At 39.3% G+C, this 18,862-nt stretch carries 21 protein-coding genes; 18 read left to right on the top strand and 3 right to left on the bottom strand.

Annotation, left to right across the window (positions count from 1 at the left end; genetic code table 11):
• Window positions 1-8: 8 nt before the first annotated feature.
• Together MHH73_RS19960 and MHH73_RS19955 are read left to right on the top strand one after the other, a co-directional pair.
• Entirely contained in the window at window positions 9-1,040 is a 1,032-nt protein-coding gene (locus MHH73_RS19960) for a DUF2804 domain-containing protein (protein WP_341068924.1), read from the top strand.
• Window positions 1,041-1,056: 16 nt separating this feature from the next.
• Window positions 1,057-1,359: a hypothetical protein gene (locus MHH73_RS19955; protein WP_341068922.1), complete on the top strand. Its 303-nt coding sequence runs from the start codon at window positions 1,057-1,059 to the stop codon at window positions 1,357-1,359.
• A 799-nt stretch (window positions 1,360-2,158) separates the two neighbouring features.
• On the opposite strand, the gene MHH73_RS19950 is transcribed toward MHH73_RS19955, so the two are convergent.
• On the bottom strand, window positions 2,159-3,313 hold the full coding sequence (locus MHH73_RS19950) for an acyl-CoA dehydrogenase family protein (RefSeq protein WP_341068920.1): 1,155 nt from the start codon (window positions 3,311-3,313) through the stop codon (window positions 2,159-2,161).
• Window positions 3,314-3,528: 215 nt separating this feature from the next.
• On the opposite strand from MHH73_RS19950, the gene MHH73_RS19945 reads away from it, so the two are divergent.
• From MHH73_RS19945 to MHH73_RS19915, 7 genes are all read left to right on the top strand, one after another.
• The gene (locus MHH73_RS19945) at window positions 3,529-4,281 is read left to right on the top strand and encodes an amino acid ABC transporter ATP-binding protein (protein WP_341068918.1); all 753 of its coding nucleotides are present in this window, start codon (window positions 3,529-3,531) and stop codon (window positions 4,279-4,281) included.
• A gap of 17 nt (window positions 4,282-4,298) precedes the next feature.
• Window positions 4,299-5,144 (top strand): transporter substrate-binding domain-containing protein, encoded by an 846-nt coding sequence (locus MHH73_RS19940; protein WP_191813275.1) that lies wholly within the window; start codon window positions 4,299-4,301, stop codon window positions 5,142-5,144.
• Window positions 5,145-5,195: 51 nt separating this feature from the next.
• On the top strand, window positions 5,196-5,894 hold the full coding sequence (locus MHH73_RS19935) for an amino acid ABC transporter permease (protein WP_191813273.1): 699 nt from the start codon (window positions 5,196-5,198) through the stop codon (window positions 5,892-5,894).
• 18 nt (window positions 5,895-5,912) lie between these two features.
• A complete protein-coding gene (locus MHH73_RS19930; protein ID WP_191813271.1) occupies window positions 5,913-6,665 on the top strand; it encodes an amino acid ABC transporter permease in 753 nt (250 codons plus the stop codon).
• 153 nt (window positions 6,666-6,818) lie between these two features.
• Complete coding sequence (locus tag MHH73_RS19925; protein WP_191813269.1) at window positions 6,819-7,142, top strand: PadR family transcriptional regulator; 324 nt, start codon at window positions 6,819-6,821, stop codon at window positions 7,140-7,142.
• Entirely contained in the window at window positions 7,135-7,692 is a 558-nt protein-coding gene (locus tag MHH73_RS19920) for an HAAS signaling domain-containing protein (RefSeq protein WP_191813267.1), read from the top strand. Before MHH73_RS19925 ends, MHH73_RS19920 begins: the two co-directional genes overlap by 8 nt.
• Window positions 7,685-8,482 (top strand): DUF4097 family beta strand repeat-containing protein, encoded by a 798-nt coding sequence (locus tag MHH73_RS19915; protein WP_191813265.1) that lies wholly within the window; start codon window positions 7,685-7,687, stop codon window positions 8,480-8,482. The genes MHH73_RS19920 and MHH73_RS19915 overlap by 8 nt, the downstream gene beginning before the upstream one ends.
• Window positions 8,483-8,858: 376 nt before the next feature.
• On the opposite strand, the gene MHH73_RS19910 is transcribed toward MHH73_RS19915, so the two are convergent.
• Window positions 8,859-10,067, bottom strand: coding sequence for a M20 family metallopeptidase (locus tag MHH73_RS19910; protein WP_191813263.1), 1,209 nt, complete (start codon window positions 10,065-10,067; stop codon window positions 8,859-8,861).
• A 142-nt stretch (window positions 10,068-10,209) separates the two neighbouring features.
• On the opposite strand from MHH73_RS19910, the gene MHH73_RS19905 reads away from it, so the two are divergent.
• The 6 genes from MHH73_RS19905 to MHH73_RS19880 all read left to right on the top strand — a co-directional run bounded on the left by MHH73_RS19905 (window position 10,210) and on the right by MHH73_RS19880 (window position 17,696).
• Window positions 10,210-12,012 (top strand): sigma-54-dependent Fis family transcriptional regulator, encoded by a 1,803-nt coding sequence (locus MHH73_RS19905; RefSeq protein ID WP_191813261.1) that lies wholly within the window; start codon window positions 10,210-10,212, stop codon window positions 12,010-12,012.
• 135 nt (window positions 12,013-12,147) lie between these two features.
• Window positions 12,148-13,341 carry an iron-containing alcohol dehydrogenase gene (locus MHH73_RS19900; protein ID WP_191813259.1) on the top strand — a complete coding sequence of 398 codons (1,194 nt, stop codon included), beginning with the start codon at window positions 12,148-12,150 and terminating at the stop codon, window positions 13,339-13,341.
• 22 nt (window positions 13,342-13,363) lie between these two features.
• Window positions 13,364-14,701 carry a GntP family permease gene (locus MHH73_RS19895; protein ID WP_191813257.1) on the top strand — a complete coding sequence of 446 codons (1,338 nt, stop codon included), beginning with the start codon at window positions 13,364-13,366 and terminating at the stop codon, window positions 14,699-14,701.
• A gap of 21 nt (window positions 14,702-14,722) precedes the next feature.
• Window positions 14,723-16,186 (top strand): CoA-acylating methylmalonate-semialdehyde dehydrogenase, encoded by a 1,464-nt coding sequence (locus MHH73_RS19890; RefSeq protein WP_191813255.1) that lies wholly within the window; start codon window positions 14,723-14,725, stop codon window positions 16,184-16,186.
• Window positions 16,187-16,278: 92 nt separating this feature from the next.
• Window positions 16,279-16,935: a carboxymuconolactone decarboxylase family protein gene (locus MHH73_RS19885; protein ID WP_191813253.1), complete on the top strand. Its 657-nt coding sequence runs from the start codon at window positions 16,279-16,281 to the stop codon at window positions 16,933-16,935.
• Window positions 16,936-17,249: 314 nt separating this feature from the next.
• Entirely contained in the window at window positions 17,250-17,696 is a 447-nt protein-coding gene (locus tag MHH73_RS19880; RefSeq protein ID WP_191813251.1) for a VanZ family protein, read from the top strand.
• 117 nt (window positions 17,697-17,813) lie between these two features.
• On the opposite strand, the gene MHH73_RS19875 is transcribed toward MHH73_RS19880, so the two are convergent.
• The gene (locus tag MHH73_RS19875; RefSeq protein WP_191813249.1) at window positions 17,814-18,161 is read right to left on the bottom strand and encodes a YnfA family protein; all 348 of its coding nucleotides are present in this window, start codon (window positions 18,159-18,161) and stop codon (window positions 17,814-17,816) included.
• 46 nt (window positions 18,162-18,207) lie between these two features.
• On the opposite strand from MHH73_RS19875, the gene MHH73_RS19870 reads away from it, so the two are divergent.
• The 3 genes from MHH73_RS19870 to MHH73_RS19860 all read left to right on the top strand — a co-directional run bounded on the left by MHH73_RS19870 (window position 18,208) and on the right by MHH73_RS19860 (window position 18,846).
• On the top strand, window positions 18,208-18,438 hold the full coding sequence (locus MHH73_RS19870; protein WP_191813247.1) for a hypothetical protein: 231 nt from the start codon (window positions 18,208-18,210) through the stop codon (window positions 18,436-18,438).
• 15 nt (window positions 18,439-18,453) lie between these two features.
• The gene (locus tag MHH73_RS19865; protein ID WP_191813245.1) at window positions 18,454-18,597 is read left to right on the top strand and encodes a hypothetical protein; all 144 of its coding nucleotides are present in this window, start codon (window positions 18,454-18,456) and stop codon (window positions 18,595-18,597) included.
• Between the two features lie 66 nt (window positions 18,598-18,663).
• Entirely contained in the window at window positions 18,664-18,846 is a 183-nt protein-coding gene (locus tag MHH73_RS19860) for a hypothetical protein (protein ID WP_191813243.1), read from the top strand.
• The last annotated feature ends 16 nt before the right edge of the window (window positions 18,847-18,862 follow it).

Below are 18,862 nucleotides of genomic sequence, written 5' to 3'. Positions count from 1 at the left end.
TAAATACTGTGCAAAGAGAAATGACGGAAACTGGCCATCTTCTAAATAATAAAGGTGAGCTTATGCAGACTGGTTATGCCAAACAGCTCCTACTTACATATGATAGAAAGGCAATCAAGGCTCAAGGCTGGCGAATAAAAGAATGGGACTATTATTTAATTACTAATGATGACTTTGGTGTGGCATTAACTATTGCGGATAACTCGTACATGGCTTTAATCAGTGTTTCTTTCATCGATTTTAAACGTGCTTCCTTTCAAACGACTAGTGTGATAAAGCCTCTTACCTTTGGAAAGTTGAACTTGCCATCAACCTCTAAAAAAGGGGATATTGTATACCAAGATAAGCGAATTCAGATGTCCTTTTTGCATACGGAGAATGGAAGAAAGTTATGTTGCCGTATGAATAATTTTGATGGCAAAAAAGAGTTCGCCTGTGATATTGATTTATTTAATGAACCTCAAGATTCTATCGTAATGGCCATTCCATTTAAGGAAGATAAGAAAGCTTTTTACTATAATCAAAAGATCAATGGGATGCGCGCAAAGGGGCATGTTCATTATGGCGCAACAGAATATCAATTTCATGAGAGTACGACTTTTGCTACGTTAGACTGGGGTAGAGGGGTTTGGACATATAAAAATACTTGGTATTGGGGCGCCGCATCTGGAGTCGTGAATGGGAAATCATTTGGATTTAATATTGGCTATGGATTTGGCGACACTTCTAACGCCAGTGAAAATATGCTCTTCTATGACGGCGTGGGCCATAAACTAGATGAAGTCACTTTTCATATTCCACAAAAGAATGGAAACTTTGATTATCTAGAGCCTTGGCAGTTCACCTCAAATGACGGCAGATTTGAAATGGATTTCATCCCGATTTTAGATCGTAAAGACTACACTTCGGTTATGATCATATCCAGTGACCAGCACCAAGTATTTGGTCGTTTTACAGGAAAAGCAGTATTGGATGATGGAAGCATCATTCAGGTGAAAGACTTTCTTGGCTTTGCGGAGAAAGTGTCGAATAAGTGGTAAGGGAAAGGGGATCATTTTGGATTGGTTGAATATAGGTAGTCTTATTTTAGGAGTAACCGCTTGGGTACTACCATTTCTTCACTTTAATCGAAAGAAGGAACATGCTACACGGTGGGTTACGTATTCATTTTTAAGCTTTATTTGTTGTGGTATGGCCATTTTATTCCAATTAATGTTTCAATACCACTTGGTGAAAATAGAGGATTTTAGTGCCATGATGGATACGGCAGGTTTTGCGGTTTTTGCTGCAAGTGTGCTCCTCGTTGTAACGATTATTTTAAATATGTTTGCATGGTTGAATGATAGGCAGACGATGTAAAGGTAGAATGGGGACGAGGTCAGTGATTACACGGGAATATTAATAAGAAGAACTATGTTTCAAAAGAGAGATGCCCCCATAAGAGGGTTCAAGATCAGGAAGAAGTGTGGGTAAAAGAGAGATGCCCCCAAAAGAGGGTTCAAGATTAGGGAGAAGTGTGGGCAAAAGAGAAATGCCCCCCATGAGAGGGTTCAAGATCAGGAAGAAGTGTGGGCAAAAGAGAAATGCCCCCATGAGAGGGTTCAAGATCAGGAAGAAGTGTGGGCAAAAGAGAAATGCCCCCAAAAGAGGGTTCAAGATTAGGGAGAAGTGTGGGTAAAAGAGAGATGCCCCCAAAAGAGGGTTCAAGATTAGGGAGAAGTGTGGGTAAAAGAGAGATGCCCCCATAAGAGAGTTCAAGATCAGGAAGAAGTGTGGGCAAAAAAGAAATGCCCCCAAAAGAGGGTTCAAGATTAGGGAGAAGTGTGGGTAAAGGGGAAATGCCCCCATAAGAGAGTTTTAGAACAGAAAGAAGTGTGGGCAAAAAGGGAAAGCCCACCTAAGTGAGTTCAAAATCAGGAAGAAGTGTGAGCAAAAAGGAAATACCCCCATAAGAGAGTTCAAAACCAGCAAGAACTGTGGGCAAATCAGAAATGACGAACATACGAGGTGCCCACCCCAAAAACCCCCAGCCAATTAGAACCCCCACTCCTCCATCAAGAATGGGTGAACCTACTAATACCACCCACAACGCGCATCGACTTCCACATAAAAAGAACACGAGAAAGTTTATTCCCTCGTGTTTGTTACTAGCAATTCCTCATTTAAATTCAGCAATTGCCGATTCGGCAAGTTTTTGGATGGTGATGTTATCCATTGGCGGATTATGAAGACCCGCACGAACGTCACGATAATATCTTTGTAGCGGATTGTTACGTTGTAAGCTTTTTGCTCCTGCGACGCGCATCGCTTTATCGACAACAGTCAGTGCTGCATGCGTCACTTGATATTTAGCAACAGCTAGTTCGTTTTCAATATATTTTCTTCTATCTTTATCATCGTATACTTCGGCCACATGATAGAGTAGGTGTCTCGCAGCAAGTAAAGCGGCATCGATTTCACCGAGAAGTGTTTGTACATTCGGTAGTTCACTAATAGACCCCTTTATGCTATTTGGTTTATGCTCTAAGGCAAATTGTACGGCATAATCTCTAGCGGCTTGCGCAATTCCGAGATAGCAGGCGGGGATATGTAGTACCCATCCGTTTAAAGACTTTCCCCTGTCAGCAATTGTTTCAACGAGTGCCTCTTCAGGAATGACTACTTGCTTTAACACAAGATCATGACTTCCTGTTCCTCTCATAGCAACGACATCCCATGTTTCGTCAATAGATAATCCTGGCGTATCTTTATGAATTAAGAAAAAGCCAATCGTTTGTTTCTCTTCTATCCAGGCAGAAGTGAGAAAATAGGTTAAAGCAGGCGACATGGTTGTGAAGTTTTTACGGCCATTAATAACCCACGAACCATTTTGGCGTACAGCTGTTGTTCCGGGGCGGCCACCTCTTGTCGGGCTACCCGTTTGTGCTTCGCTCACAGACCGGTTCACGAGTGCGCCTTTTTGTACATCATTTGCAAAAGATGCTAGTTGTTGATCTGTCCATAATTGATTTTCATAGATTTCGCCTAATCCACCAACATGCCAACCGATACTTAAGGCAGTGGCACTATCGTAGGAAGCAAGGGTTTCTTGGTAAAGAACCATGTCATACACACCAAGCCCCTCACCGCCATATATTTTAGGTAATGTCACTTTTGAATAACCTAATGTCACTAATTCACGAATATTCTCATGAGGGAATTTCGCCTCTTCATCTATTTCTTGTGAACGACTAAGAAATGCCGCTTTTTTCGTCTGTAATGCATGTAACCACTTTCTCTGCTCTTCCGTCTTCACGAATAATTGTGAAACCAATGTCTCTTCCTCCTCTAATTTAACTATCTAATTCCTACTTCCTTTGTTGGTTTAAATGTTAAACAAGTGGTTCTGGTTCGTCAAGGAGGGGATGCTTGTTTGTGTAAATATTTAAAAAATAGAAAAATTCCGACTTTACATATAGAAATTGTTTTGTTAATCTTTTTTTATAAAATTCAAACACCAATGCAGTAATGCAGGAAAGTGAGGTTTAAATGATCTTACTGAAGCATATTCATAAAAAGTTCAAAAATAACCATGTATTAAAAGGGATTGATTTAGAAGTTTCAAAAGGGGATGTTGTCACAATCATTGGTCCGAGCGGTTCAGGAAAAACAACGCTCCTTAGATGTGTGAACTATTTGGAAAAACCAGACGAAGGAATAATATCAATCAATGATTTAACGATACAAACAAAAAAACCAGTGAAGAAAGATATCCTCCAATTAAGAAGAAGGACGGCGATGGTTTTTCAACACTATAATCTTTTTGAGAATAAAACGGTTCTCGAAAATGTAACAGAAGGTTTAATCATCGCACAAAAGAAATCGAAAAAAATGGCGAGGGAAATCGGGGTAGACATTCTAACTAAGGTAGGATTAGCAGATAAAATCAATGCGTATCCGCAACAACTTTCTGGCGGACAAAAACAAAGAGTGGGGATTGCCCGGGCGTTAGCGCTAAATCCGGACGTCCTATTGTTTGATGAACCAACTTCTGCACTTGACCCAGAAATGGTAGGAGAAGTGTTAGAAATTATACGAGAAATCGCGAGTGGTGGAGTTACGATGATGATTGTCACACATGAGATTGATTTTGCTCGTGAGGTTTCGAATAGAGTGGTATTTATGGATGATGGTCAGATTATCGAACAAGGGCCACCCGATGACATTCTTATTCATCCGAAACAAGAGAGAACAAGAAAGTTTTTAAAAAGAATAATGAAGGAACCAGACTTTACTATCTAGGAGAATGGAGGACTAAAATGAAAGGGTTAAAAATTACATTTCTGCTTATAATAAGCGTTTTATTCGTTGCTGGATGCTCGTCTTCAAGTAATGGGACAACTGAAGATGGTAAGAAAATTATTACTGTCGCCATAAGTGACGAGGTGAATCCACCATTCCTATATGCGGATGATGATAATAAGCCAATTGGTTACGATATGGATTATTTGAAAGAAGTAGAGAAGAAATTAGAAGACTACCATTTTGAATATGTTTGGGGAGAAGAGGAAGCTAATTTAGTTGGCGTGGATACAGGAAAATATGATTTTGCGATTAATTGGTTCTTTAAAAACCCTGAAAGAGAAGAAAAGTTTCTTTATCCAGAACAGGAATTTGGTTATTCACTAACTTCCCTCGTAACACAACCAGATCGCGATGATATCAAAACATTAGAAGATATGGTTGGCAAAAAATTAGCACCGATGTCTCCTAGTGGTGGTTTAAGAACAATATTAAATAGTTATAACAAAAACAATCCTGATGAGCAAATCGAAATTGAGAGTATTGAATTTCCTTCTAATGCAGATAACCTACAGCGCGTTAATGATGGTAAAGATGATGCCATGTTTATTAATGTAACGACATTCAATGCGGTCCAAGAAGAGTTGGATTTAAATTTGAAAGTGGCTGGGATTGTGTCAAAGGAGCCTGTCTATGCCGTTTTTAATAAAGAACAAACAGAATTAGCCAAAGAGTTCGATGAAGTGACGAAAGAACTTATTGAGGATGGCACCTTACCAGATTTAGCTGAAAAGTGGTTTAAGATCAATTTTTTTGAGAACTTAGATTATATTAATGAGGAAAACTATAAATTTAATCCGTAATCATAGCGAATTACGGATTATTCTTTGTTATTTGAAAAGGGAGAGGGTTGAATGTCTGTGATGAATGATTGGTTTAGTTTGTTTATACAAGTATTAGATAAGCTGCCAATCACCTTATTTATGTTATTGATTTCATTAGTTTGTTCATTAGTATTGGGTGTAGCTATTGCGATTGTCCGTATTAAGAGATTCACAGTACTTTATCAAATTGCAACATTCTATTTATCGTTCTGCCGCTCCACACCTTTATTAGTGCAATTATTTCTTGTTTATTTTGGGTTACCCCAGCTGTTATTAGCTTTTCAAATTGATATTAATAGTCTGGATCGGATGATTTTTGTTTTAATTAGTCTCTCGCTGCATAATGCGGCCTATCTATCAGAAGTTGTACGTTCTGCCTATTTGGCAGTTGGTGAGGATCAATTTGAAGCAGCCTATAGTGTCGGAATGACCTATACACAAGCATTATGGAGAGTCGTGTTGCCGCAAGCCTTCGTTTTATCCTTACCGAATTTAGGTAATAACATTATCGAACTATTAAAAGATACTTCTTTAGCATTCACGATTGGTATTATCGATATCATGGGTCAAGTAAGGATTATATTAGGTAATAACCATGGTATAGGTATGTTTGAGATTTATGTTGTCATTTCTCTTATATATTGGGGCACTTGTATTTTAATAGAGATGGTCATTAGCACATTAGAAAAGGTTTTAAAGAAAGGAAAAGTCAGTTTATCCAAATCATAATGAAGGAATGAACGTTTAATGCCTATTATCAATTTTGAATTTGCTATTCAGGAAATTCCAGCGGTTTTAAAAGGGGTGCCAATCACCTTAGCGATTGCCGTTGTTGCCATGGTGTTTGGGTTAATATTCGGTCTTCTGATTGCTCTTTGCCGGATTTATCGCGTCCCTATCCTTAATCGCCTATTCATTATTTATATTTCATTTATTAGAGGTACACCATTATTGGTACAATTATATGTATTCTTTTACGGTGTTCCTGTTCTATTAGATAAGATGAATCAATCTTTCGGTACAGCTTATAATGCGGATCATATTTCACCACTGCTTTACGCTTTTATTGCATTCACAATTAATGTATCAGCATATCAAGCAGAAATCATGCGGGCCTCATTAAATGCTGTACAAATCGGTCAAATGGAAGCCGCTCATTCTGTGGGAATGACTACTTTTCAAGCGTTAAAAAGAATTGTTCTTCCGCAAGCGTTCTTAGTGGCCTTACCCAACTTAGGAAATACCTTTATTGGTTTAATAAAGGCGACGTCACTAGCATTTGCGGTGAAAGTAGTAGAAGTGATGGCGCTGGCAAAAATAATTGCTAATGATGGTTATCACTTTTTGGAAATGTATTTAGTCGCTGCTCTAATTTATTGGTTAATTTGTTGGTTATTGGAAGTGTTATTTACCTTTGTAGAAGAAAAAATGAGGAATAAAGAGATAAAGCAAAAGAAAATGAACACAACAATTAGTAAAGATCTCCCTTTAAGGGTATAAAGCAAAAATGAAGTCTGCGGGCTTCTTTTTTTTTGGTGAATTTCATTCAGTACCTTGCAATGTATAATAGCACCTGCTATAGTATGGTTACAGAATTTAATAACACATATTGTTTAGTACTATATAATATATAGTAGTGGAAGGAGGAAGAAAATGAACGTTCAGTTTAAGAAGGGTGTGCTTGAGTTGTGCGTATTAGTTTTGCTTGATAAGCAGGATCATTATGGATATGAGCTAGTACAGAAGATATCTGATCAAATTCAAATATCTGAGGGTACGGTTTATCCATTATTGCGCAGGTTAACGAAGGAAGAGTATTTTACAACCTATTTACAGGAATCGAAAGAGGGCCCACCAAGAAAGTATTATCAACTAACAGATAAGGGGCGCGGCTATTTGCAGACGTTGTTAGCAGAGTGGTATGAATTTACAAACGGGGTTAATCATTTAATAAAAGAGGGTGTTAAAGATGAATAAAAGTGAATTTCTCACCACCTTAGAAGCGGAATTAAAAGGTATTGATAAACAAGAGAGAGTTGAATTACTTCAAGATTATGAAGCTCATTTTGAATTTGGGTTAGAAGAAGGGAAAACAGAAGAGGAAATTGCTAAAGATCTCGGTTCACCGAGAAGCATTGCCAAGGAGGTTAAGGCGAGTTACCATATTGAGCAAGCCAAAAGTGATGGTGGCATCCAAAATATTTTGCAGGCAACACTAGCTGTTATTGGATTAGGTCTATTTAATCTCATCATTGTCCTCGGTCCTTTTCTTGCACTCGTTAGTATGATCTTTTCCGGTTGGATCGTAAGTTTTGTAGGTATTATTTCACCCTTATTAGTACTCATCGACATTTATATAGCCTCATCATTTGAATTAGTGAACTTATTTGCGGCTATTCTTTTTTGTGGGTTAGGGTTATTATTATTGGTCGCTATGATTTATGTGACTAAATTTATGAAGAAAGTTTTTATTCGTTATCTTTCTTATAACGTATCGATTGTTAAAGGAGGTATGAAGGGTGATTAAAAAGTTATTATTAATTGGTGGACTGCTCGTTTGTGTTGGAGGAGTAGGGGTTGCTTTTACCCATGGTCAAACGCAATCAGAAAATGTCTCGGATACGAAAACAATGGAAGAAGCCTTTAATAAAGTAGAGATTAAAACAGATAATACCCAAGTAATCCTCGCCCCAACCGATGGTGAAGCAGAGGTGAGATTAAGTGGTCAAATGAAAGAAAAAGAGAAGGAAGCTTTCAAAGTATCCGTAGCAGGAGATACATTGAAAGTAGAGCATAAAACGGATAAAAGTACGTTTCGCTTATTTAATGTTGATTTAGAAGAGCTTAATAAACAAATAGAAGTTTATTTACCAAGAGAAGCATATGAAGAAATAAGTGTCGAAAGTAGCAATGGCATGATAGAGATATCGGAGTTGAATGCCAATCAAGTCATATTAGATACGAAAAATGGAAAGCTACGATTAGAGCAACTTGATAGCGATTATATTCATGCGAAAACGAGTAATGGTGCGATCATCGCAAATGATATACAAGGTGAGATAAAAGCTCAAACAAGTAACGGAGCTATCGAAATGTCACTCCCAACCATCCACTCTCCGTTAGACTTAGCCACTTCCAATGGTGCGATTAATGTGGAGGTAGATGAAGCAGTTAACAATACAACGATCACAGCTAACACTTCCAATGGTTCGGTTTATATCCTTGGATCGAATGAAGGAAATCGAATCATTGGTGACGGGTCGATAGAGGTGAAGTTGAAGACAAGTAATGGAAGAATTGAATTAACGGAAAAATAATGAAAGTAGGAGGCAGTCATTTTGAGACTGTCTTTTTTTTAGAGGCAGATGCTCATTGATGAAAAATGTGGTCTCACCAGTATACATAACGGCTAGAAATCGAAGGTTAGTGTTGAGAAAAAGAAGTAATCGCGATACTCAAGACAGGAGGAAAAAACGAATGCATTGTGCATAAAAGGGAATACGCGCAAAAGCTAAGCAAAGCCCAGTGACAATTGCGCGTAAAATACAGCTTTGATGCATGCGGTTATCACACTTTTTTAGAGGCGTATCGAACAATGACATCAACCATAATGCTACCATAAGCCTATGAAAAGAAGTATCCGCCGCTCAGTGAAACCCACATCCTTAGACTCTAAGAGTGCCTGAGAATAGATCAAAGCGTCTCAATCACAGTGTTATCAACTACACCTTGTTGTTCCATATATTTTACTGTTGCTGTGGCGAGCATATTTGCTGCAATGAGCATGCCTCTTTCATCTATATCAAATTTGGGGTGATGATGAGGGTAAGGTGTTCTGCCAACAATAGCAGCACCGGTATTGAAGAAGGTGCCAGGAACTTTTTGTAAATAGTAGGCGAAGTCTTCACCGCCCATACGAGGGGAAACTTCAATAGCTGCAGTTACACCAGGAACCTTACCAGCTAATTGGGCAATAAATTTTGTCTCAGCTTCATGGTTGACGAGAGCTGGATAGCCATGAACATATTTATAGTCATAACTTGCCGCTGCGGTTAAGCAGGTACCTTCAATTACTCGCTCGATTTCCCTTTCCATTTTATTTCGGATATTCTCATCAAAGGTTCGAACCGTTCCTGTGAGTGTGACAGAATCAGCAATGACATTGAAAGCATTCTTAGCATCGAATTCTCCAATAGAAAGAACAGCAGATTCAAGTGGATCAATACGGCGGCTGACGATTTGTTGGAGATTAACAATGAGTTGAGCGCCGAGAACAATACTGTCATTTGCTTCGTGAGGATGGGCGCCATGTCCGCCTTTTCCCTGGAGTTTAATATGGAATCGGTCAGCTGCTGCCATGAGTGGTCCAGAACGATAGCCAATTTCACCTAACGGTTCACCGGATGAAATATGTTGACCAAAGATAACATCGACCCCGTCCAAGCAACCATCTTCAATCATGGCAATCGCACCACCCGGCATATATTCTTCCGCATGTTGATGAATGAAGACAACCGTGCCCTCGATTTCATCTTGTAGTTTATTGAGTACTTTTGCTAAAACAAGTAATGTTGCTGTGTGTGTATCGTGGCCGCAAGCATGCATGACGCCAGGATTTTTTGATTTATAAGGGAAATCATTTTCCTCATGAATGGGTAATGCATCGAAATCCGCTCTTAAAGCAATGGTTTTTCCGGGCTTTGCTCCATGTAATTTAGCAACAACACCACGCTCTCCTACACCAGTTTGGACTTCATGCCCAAGCTTTTCATGATAGTTAGCAATGAACTTAGGTGTTTCTACTTCTTGGAAAGAAAGTTCAGGGTGCTGGTGCAAATGTCTTCTGATTTCAACCATTTCGTTATAATGTTCTTGTAGTAATGAATAAAGCTTTTCTAACATATAAATCCTCCTTCTATGTAAAAAAATATGGAAAATCGTCCATCACGTTTGAGTGAATATGTTTATAATAGTTGAAGAGAGGAATAAATTCCAATATATTTTTTGAATATTTCGTTTTATTTCTTTGCAGGAGGTGTTTTTCATGTTTATTGAAGACCGTTCAAAGACAAGGGAGAAGCTAGAAAGAGAGGAATTCTTGAAAGTAAGGTATTGGATGTCTCCTGATCCACCGTGTATTTCATTAGGAGACACATTAGGACAAGCCAGTGAGAAAATGAATCGTTATCAAGTAAGTAGCTTACCAGTCATTGATGATCATAAGAAGTTAGTTGGCATCGTATCTATGAAAAAATTATTCTCTTATCTACTTAAAGGTCAAGATAAAGATGTCACCATTCATCCGGTGCCAACGAAGAATTTTGCTTATGTCCGGTTGGATGATTCCATCCTCTATGCAGCGTCCTTTCCTTATGAAGAACTGCCAGTAGTAGACGAAAATGATTATGTTGTCGGAATGATTCATACAAGAGATATGATGGATGGATATAAAAAATGGATCCATCGCATGGAACAGCAAGAGAATGCATCAGAAGTATTGAAGGTTATTTTAGAGCGAGCTTACGAAGGGATTGCTGTTGTTGATCAGTATGGGGTCGTGCAGGAATTTAATGAAGCTTATAGTCAGTTTATTGGTGTGAAGAGAGAGGATGCGATTGGGCGTCATGTGACTGAAGTGATTGAAAATACGAATCTTCATCAAACGGTTAAAACAGCTACACCAGAACGTGGGGTAGTCCAAAGAATCAATGGCCAAGATATGATCGTTCACCGAATTCCACTATGGCAAGATGGGAGAGTGATTGGTGCTATTGGCATGCTTATTTTTGAAGGTGTGACGGAAGTATATAAAATCTATCAATCATTACAAAAGAATCAACAAGAAGATAATCATGTTCGCCCCTTTGTCGAACAACTTAAAAACGATCGCCATGTTACATTAGACGATATTGTTGGTGAAAGTAGGGAAATTAAAGAAATTAAGCGATTAACAAGGCGTGCTGCGCGTACCATGGCCACAACATTGATTACGGGAGAAAGCGGGACAGGTAAGGAAATGATTGCGAAAAGCATGCATGCATTGAGTCCGTTTGCCGAAGGCCCTTTTATTAGTGTGAATTGTGGGGCAATCCCAGAGAGTCTGTTTGAATCAGAGCTATTTGGCTATGAAGAAGGTGCCTTTACTGGTGCAAAAAAAGGCGGGAAATTAGGTAAATTTGAATTGGCGCAGTATGGAACGCTCTTTTTGGATGAGATTGGCGAATTACCTTTAGTCATGCAAACAAAACTGTTACGAGTCTTGCAAGAAAAAGAAGGGGAGAGAATTGGTGGAAACAAGAAATACCCGATTCGTGCCCGTATCATTGCTGCAACGAATCGTAACTTAAAAAAATGTATTCAAGAGGGGAGCTTCCGTGAAGATTTATATTACCGCTTAAATATTATCGAAATTCCCCTTCCTTCCCTCAAAGAAAGGAAAACAGACATTCCGTTATTATTAAATGACTATACGAAAAAAATCTGCAAACAATATCAAATCGAAGAGAAAACCTACACACCAGAAGCGATTGGGGTACTTGTACAACGGGATTGGCCGGGTAATATTCGTGAACTCGTTAATGTCATAGAAAGGTTAGTTACTCTCGTCGAACAAACGGTGATTGACATTACTCATGTACATACTTATTTAGCAGAACAACCAAAAGCTATAACGAAGGAGCCTTCTTTAATAGAAGAAGCGAAAGATATGGGAAGAAAACGGGAAAGAGACCTTATAATAGATACTTTACGTCAAGTAGGTGGCAATAAGAAAAAGGCTGCGGAACGTTTAGGTATTCACCGCACCACATTATATCAAAAGTTGAAAAAGTTTCAAATACAAATGTAGTGTAGTTATTTCACTACACAAAATCTACACATGTAGTGATTCTCCTACACTAAAACTCTTACAATCTTTTAAATGTAAGGGTTTTCTTTTTGGCATATCAATTGCATATAAATGAGTAATAGAGGAGGGAGAACAATGAGTACACAGATTTTTAGAACACCACAAACGGTCATATATGGAAAAGGTTCTTTTGAAAAGCTTGGCGGGGAAGCCAGTTTAAGAGGAAAGAAAGCGCTTATTATTAGTGACCAAATTATTGATGGTTTAGGGTGGACGAAAAAAGCAGAAGCCATCTTAACAAAATCTAATGTTGAAACGATTCTTTATCTAGGTGTATCTACTGAACCAACTGATAAGTTTGTATCAGAAGCATTATCTCTTTTTCAAAAGGAAGCCTGTGATTTAATTATTTCGATTGGAGGAGGAAGTTGCATTGATACCGCTAAAGCGGTAGCTGTATTAGCTACTAATAGTGGCTATATTGGTGACTATATGGGCGCGGAAAAATTAGCAAGCCGTGCAGCTATCGATCATATTTCTATTCCAACAACCGCAGGAACGGGGTCTGAAGCAACAGATGCAACCATCATTACGAATACGACTAATGATGTCAAAATGATGATTAAACAACCAGTCTTTATGCCGACTGTGGCTATTGTTGATCCAGTGCTTTCGATGACGTCTCCCCAACATGTCACTGCGGCGACCGGGGTCGATGCGCTCAGTCATGCGATAGAAGCGTACATATCGAGAAAAGCACACCCGATGACGGATATGATGGCTTTATCAGCAATGAGATTAATTGTAGAGAATATCGAGAAAGCTTTTACAGATGGTGAAGATGTTGAGGCAAGAGAGGCAATGGCATTAGGTTCTATGCAAGCAGGGATGGCATTTTCTAACGCAAGTGTTTGTCTTGTGCACGGAATGTCGAGACCGATTGGTGCACTATTCCATGTGCCCCACGGCTACTCCAATGCTATGCTATTGCCGGCTGTTTTAGAATTTAGTAGAGGGGCTTGTGTCGATCGGCTAGCCGATTTAGGAAGAATCTTTGCTAATGGAAGTGAGCCACTCACAAACGAACAAGCTGCCGATTTGGCAGTAGAAGCCGTTAAAAAGTTATGTGTGAACTTAAAAATACCTAATCTTGCTGGATGGGGAATAGATGAGAATCTATTTAAACAATCGATTAGTAAAATGACACATGATGCCATTGCAAGTGGTAGTCCAGGGAATAACCCGAGAGTGCCGACAGTTCCTGAGCTAGAAGAATTATATCTTGCTTGCTACCATTACCAATTTGCCAAAAAGGAACAAGTGAAGTAATAGTCCAGGGGAGGGCGTTTAAATGTTAGGAATGCTAGGGTTAATATTAGGTTTAGTCCTACTGATGTTTTTAACATTAAGAGGCATTAATATTATTATTGCTGCCATTCTAAGCTCAATTGTTGTTGCCATAACAGGTGGCTTAAATTTAGAGACGGCGCTGGCAGGTTATTATATGGACGGCTTCACAAATTATTTTGCCTCATGGTTCTTAATTTTCTTACTAGGAGCGATTTTTGGGAAGATTATGCATGAGACAGGTGCCGCTGAGAGCATTGCCCAATGGATTAAGAGAACATTAGGGGCGAAAAGAGCTGTATTTGCCGTAGTGGCTGCAGCCGCAATCATGACTTATGGTGGTGTAAGTTTATTTGTGGTCGGTTTTGCTGTTTATCCAATTGCAGTTTCTTTATTTAGAGCGGCGAATCTTCCACATCGATTTATCCCTGCTGCTCTTGTGTTTGGATCGATTTCATTTACGATGACGGCGCCTGGTAGTCCAGAAATTCAAAACTTAATTCCAACTGAATTTTTCGGTACAACTCCTACGGCTGGCGGCTGGGTTGGGGTACTCATGGCACTTCTTGTAATGGTTGCAGGAGGACTGTTACTAAGCAAATTCGTACAGAATGCTGTTAAAAGAGGAGAAACTTTCTCATTACCAGGTAATAGGGCAAAAGAAGAAGTATCTGCAGGTTTAGCGGAGAAAACAGAAGGAGAAATCTTAGTAGAAGAAAAATCATTACCGCATATTATTTTCTCAATTTTGCCATTAGTCTGTGTTATTGTTATGCTAAATATTATCGCACAGTTTGCTTCTTCTACTGCAGCCGCACTTATTTCTTTAACGGCTGGAATTGTCATTGCTTGTCTGACGATGTATAAGTTTTTAGCCCAATTTTGGAATGCGTTAGCAAAAGGAGCGCAAGATGCACTGGTCGCCGTTGCGAATACTTGTGCGGTCGTGGGCTTTGGTAGTGTAGCTGCTCAAGTGTCCGCATTCGATACTGTAGTCGATGGACTTGTAAGTTTGCCAGGTCCACCTTTATTAGGTTTGGCGGTGGCTGTCACATTAATTTGTGGCATTACAGGATCAGCCTCAGGAGGGCTAGGTATTGCCCTACCTATCTTAGCGCCAATCTATTTAGCTCAAGGTGTCGATCCTGGAGCCATGCACCGTGTAGCGACATTAGCTTCAGGTGGTCTAGACTCTATGCCGCATAACGGTTATGTTGTTACAACTGTGCGAGCGATTTGTGGAGAAACACATAAACGGGCGTACTGGCCAATATTCTGGCTTAGTGTAGTGATTCCAACAATTGCTATGTTCCTAGCAGTAGTCTTGTATTCTATATTTTAAAATTTGAGAGGAGTATGACAAATGACAACAACTACAACATCTACATTAAAGAATTTTATTAACGGACAATGGGTAGAAGCAAAAACGGAAAACTATCAACCGGTTCCTAATCCAGCAACTGGTGAAGAATTAGCACAAGTACCAATCTCAACTATTGATGATGTCAATGAAGCAGTAAAAGCGGCAAGTGAGGCATTCAAAACTTGGAGTCAAACACCTGTACCAAAAAGAGCTCGCGTACTTTTTAAATATCAACAACTACTCGTCGACCACTGGGATGAGTTGGCACAGCTTGTAACCGAAGAAAATGGAAAAAGTTTTAAAGAAGCATATGGTGAAGTACAACGTGGAATAGAGTGTGTAGAATTTGCTGCGGGTGCACCGTCGTTAATGATGGGTAAACAATTACCTGATATCGCCACTAATATCGAATCTGGTATGTATCGCTATCCTGTGGGGGTAGTGGGCGGTATTACACCTTTTAATTTCCCAATGATGGTCCCATGCTGGATGTTCCCGTTAGCCATTGCTTGTGGTAACTCGTTTATCTTGAAGCCATCAGAAAGGACTCCTTTACTTGCCAATCGCCTAGCAGAATTATTTAAAGAAGCGGGATTACCAGACGGCGTATTGAATATCGTTCACGGTGCACATGATGTCGTGAATGGTTTACTTGAACATAAGGACGTACCAGCCATTTCATTTGTGGGCTCTCAACCTGTTGCTGAATATGTGTATAAAACAGCTTCCTCTCACGGCAAGCGAGTACAGGCGTTGGCGGGAGCGAAAAACCATTCTATCGTTATGCCAACAGCGGATTTAGACGCTGCTGTTAAAGAAATTATTGGTGCAGCATATGGCTCTGCAGGAGAGCGTTGCATGGCATGTTCAGTTGTCGTGGCAGTAGATGATGTGATTGAGCCATTATTGCAAAAATTAAATACCGCTGCTGATCAAATAACAATTGGTAATGGTATGGATGAAAATGTATTCTTAGGTCCAGTGATTCGCCCAGAGCATAAAGCACGTACAGCTAGTTATATTGAATCAGGGGAAGAAGAAGGTGCCGTTTTAGTACGCGATGGACGCAAGGATGAAGCTTACCATGAAGACGGTTATTTTATCGGGCCAACCATTTTTGATAAAGTAACACCGGAAATGAAGATTTGGAAGGATGAAATCTTCGCACCCGTTTTATCAATTATCCGTGTATCATCGCTCCAAGAAGCGATTGATCTAACGAACCAATCAGAATTCGGAAATGGTGCTTGCTTGTTTACGAAGAGCGGCAGTGATGTCCGTCAATTTAGGGAGCGCATCCAAGTCGGCATGCTTGGAGTTAATATCGGAGTACCAGCACCAATGGCTTTCTTCCCATTCTCAGGTTGGAAAAATTCCTTCTATGGTGATCTTCACGCAAATGGCAGTGATGGTGTAGAATTTTACACTCGTAGAAAAATGCTTACTCAACGCTGGGAGTTTTGATCGATTTAAAAGGAATTTGTCGAAAATAAAGGATTCTCTTCCTTTTTTCAAGAATATTTCTGGGGAAATAAAATGAATCGGAGGGGAATGTGTTGGCAAATGACAGTTTGTATCAAAAATCAAAGATTAGTAGGATTGGAGAATTAGGAAAGTCAGCAGCGGAAGCCAATAAAGCCTTTTTTGCTTTTGATAAGGCGGCATTAGCGGATGGCGCCATTACGGAAAGAACGAAAGAAATTATTGCTGTCGCCTGTGCTCATGTTACGGGGTGTCCGTATTGCATTGAAATCCATGTTGGTAACGCGAAGAAATTGGGGGTTTCAAAAGAGGAAATAACAGAAGCAGTCTTAGTAGCGACCGCCCTTAAAGCAGGTTCTGCTTTCGCACATGGCACTCATGCGTTAAATGCTTATGATGAAGTAGAAGCAGATAACCTCTACCGAGCGGAAAATATGAAGAGAATGACTGAGTTGAAAGACTATGCCCCAGATGCGGTAAAAGGTTTCTTCGGCTTTGATGAATCAGCTATGAAAGACGGGGCGATCAATAAGAAAGATAAAGAGCTTATTGCCGTCGCCGTTGCCCATATTACAGGTTGCGCCTACTGTATCAACATACACACAAAGAATGCGAAAAGACTCGGTATTACAAAAGAAGAACTTGTCGAAAGCATCTTTGTCGCAACGGCCTTAAAAGCTGGTTCCGCACTAGCACACGGTATCAATGCATTAAATGCCTATGATAAATAATTGAAATAGGATTATTCCACGGACATGATTGCCCGTGGATTTTTTTGAATGTTAAAGATTTGTGTTCATGGGGAGTCCAATAGTTTAGCATCCTTTCGGAAAGTAGGGGATACAACAAGGGGAAGAGGAGCTGCAAGAAGTGTTGGAAACTAGGAAATGCACACAATAGGTTAGAAAAACCCAAGTTGTCTCACATGAAGAGTGAATGCTCATCATCTAAAATAAACGTAACAAGCCCTATCTGTGGCTAACCCGTGAAGGATGTCAGCAACTAAGGTATAATAGCGTTATGACATATAAAGGACGACATGCTTATGAAAAAACTATTATATTGGCTCCCTAGTATTTTATGGATGGCAATTATTTTTATTTTATCTCATCAACCGGGGACACAATCAAGTCAATTAAGTGGTGGGATTACAGAAGTTATTGCTGCTTGGGTTCCATTTTCAATTGAAAACTTACATACTTTAGAGACTTTTATTCGTAAAAACGCGCATTTTTTTGCTTATTTTATTTTAGGTATATTTATTCTTTTTGCCATAAGACAAGGGAATATCCTTACGCGTCAAAAGCTATTTATATCCTGGATCCTCACAACACTTTATGCGGCGTCTGATGAGTTTCATCAACTTTTTATTCCAGGGCGTTCGGGTGAATTAAGGGATGTATTCATTGATAGTGTAGGAGCAGCAACCGGGCTCATTTTATTTTCTATCGCTTATTATTTGCGGAAAAGTAAAAGACGTAGATCTGTGTAGTTACAATAAGGGAGAAACGCCCACACAAGAAGGTTTCAAAACCAGTGGAAGTGTGGGCAAATTTAAATAGTCCATCACCCATTATGCAGAGCAAATCGCTTTTACCTAATCATATGCTTAATGACGAGGTGCTAGTAACATCACACCCACACCAACCAAGCAGATGGCAGCTCCAATCCAGTCATACATATCAGGCGCTTTTTTATCAATGCCCCAGCCCCAAAGGACAGACAAAACAATGAATACACCACCATAGGCAGCATACACTCGTCCGAAAGATGGGAAGGATTGAAAGGTAGCAATCACCCCATACAACGCTAAGGCAACCATGCCGCCAATTCCCCAATAAAAAGGTTTCCCCTCTCTTAGCCATAACCAAATGAAATAACCGCCGCCAATTTCTGCAATTCCGGCTAATAAAAATAGTATAATCGCACTCAAAATTTGCTCACTCCTATTCTTCATTATGGTAAAATATAGGTAGCGAAAATAACAAGAAAGAGGTTATTTGATGAAAAAATTCCTAATATTCTTACTAAGTTTTATCGTTCTCATTTATGTATTTGAAATCGGATCCGGTCTAATCTTGACACTTATGTATACACCCGAAATCACATATGGTACAACGCAAAGTCAAACAGTAGAATTTGGAACCATTGCTAACCAGTTCCCTTATTTATTTGCATTACTTGCCGGCTGTATCGCTTATTTTCTATCTCAACGATTATATCATGCGAAGTAAACTTGAGGTGATGGTTTGAAAAGGAAAAAAGACGAAGAGAGCAAAATGAAGACAGATGATGATTGGAATAGAACGTTTTACGGTGCGCCAACTGTTGGAGGAATGGTTATTGTTCTTGCCATCATAGGGTATATCATTTATCAAGTGCTAATGAGTTAGTACAATCATGATGATGTTCTTTAAGAGCATCTTTTTTTATGGAGCTTGAATATAAGGAGTGATTCCATGCTAACCTTCAGTTTTATCGGCTTCTATTTGATGCCAGTCCTATGTATTGTTTTTTGCTTAAATTTGGTTTCCCTTTTGAAGAAAATCCGTGATGAAAAAGAAACAGAAAAAAATACTTTTTGGCTGACAGTATCGTTTAGCTTAATCATTTATACGATTATGAATCTAGCAGCTATGTAGAAAATAAAAAAAGAGC

The organism is Cytobacillus sp. FSL K6-0265 (assembly GCF_038003465.1).
Classification (GTDB): Bacteria; Bacillota; Bacilli; order Bacillales; family Cytobacillaceae; genus Cytobacillus; species Cytobacillus stercorigallinarum.
This window is presented reverse-complemented; position numbering and strand designations above follow the sequence as displayed.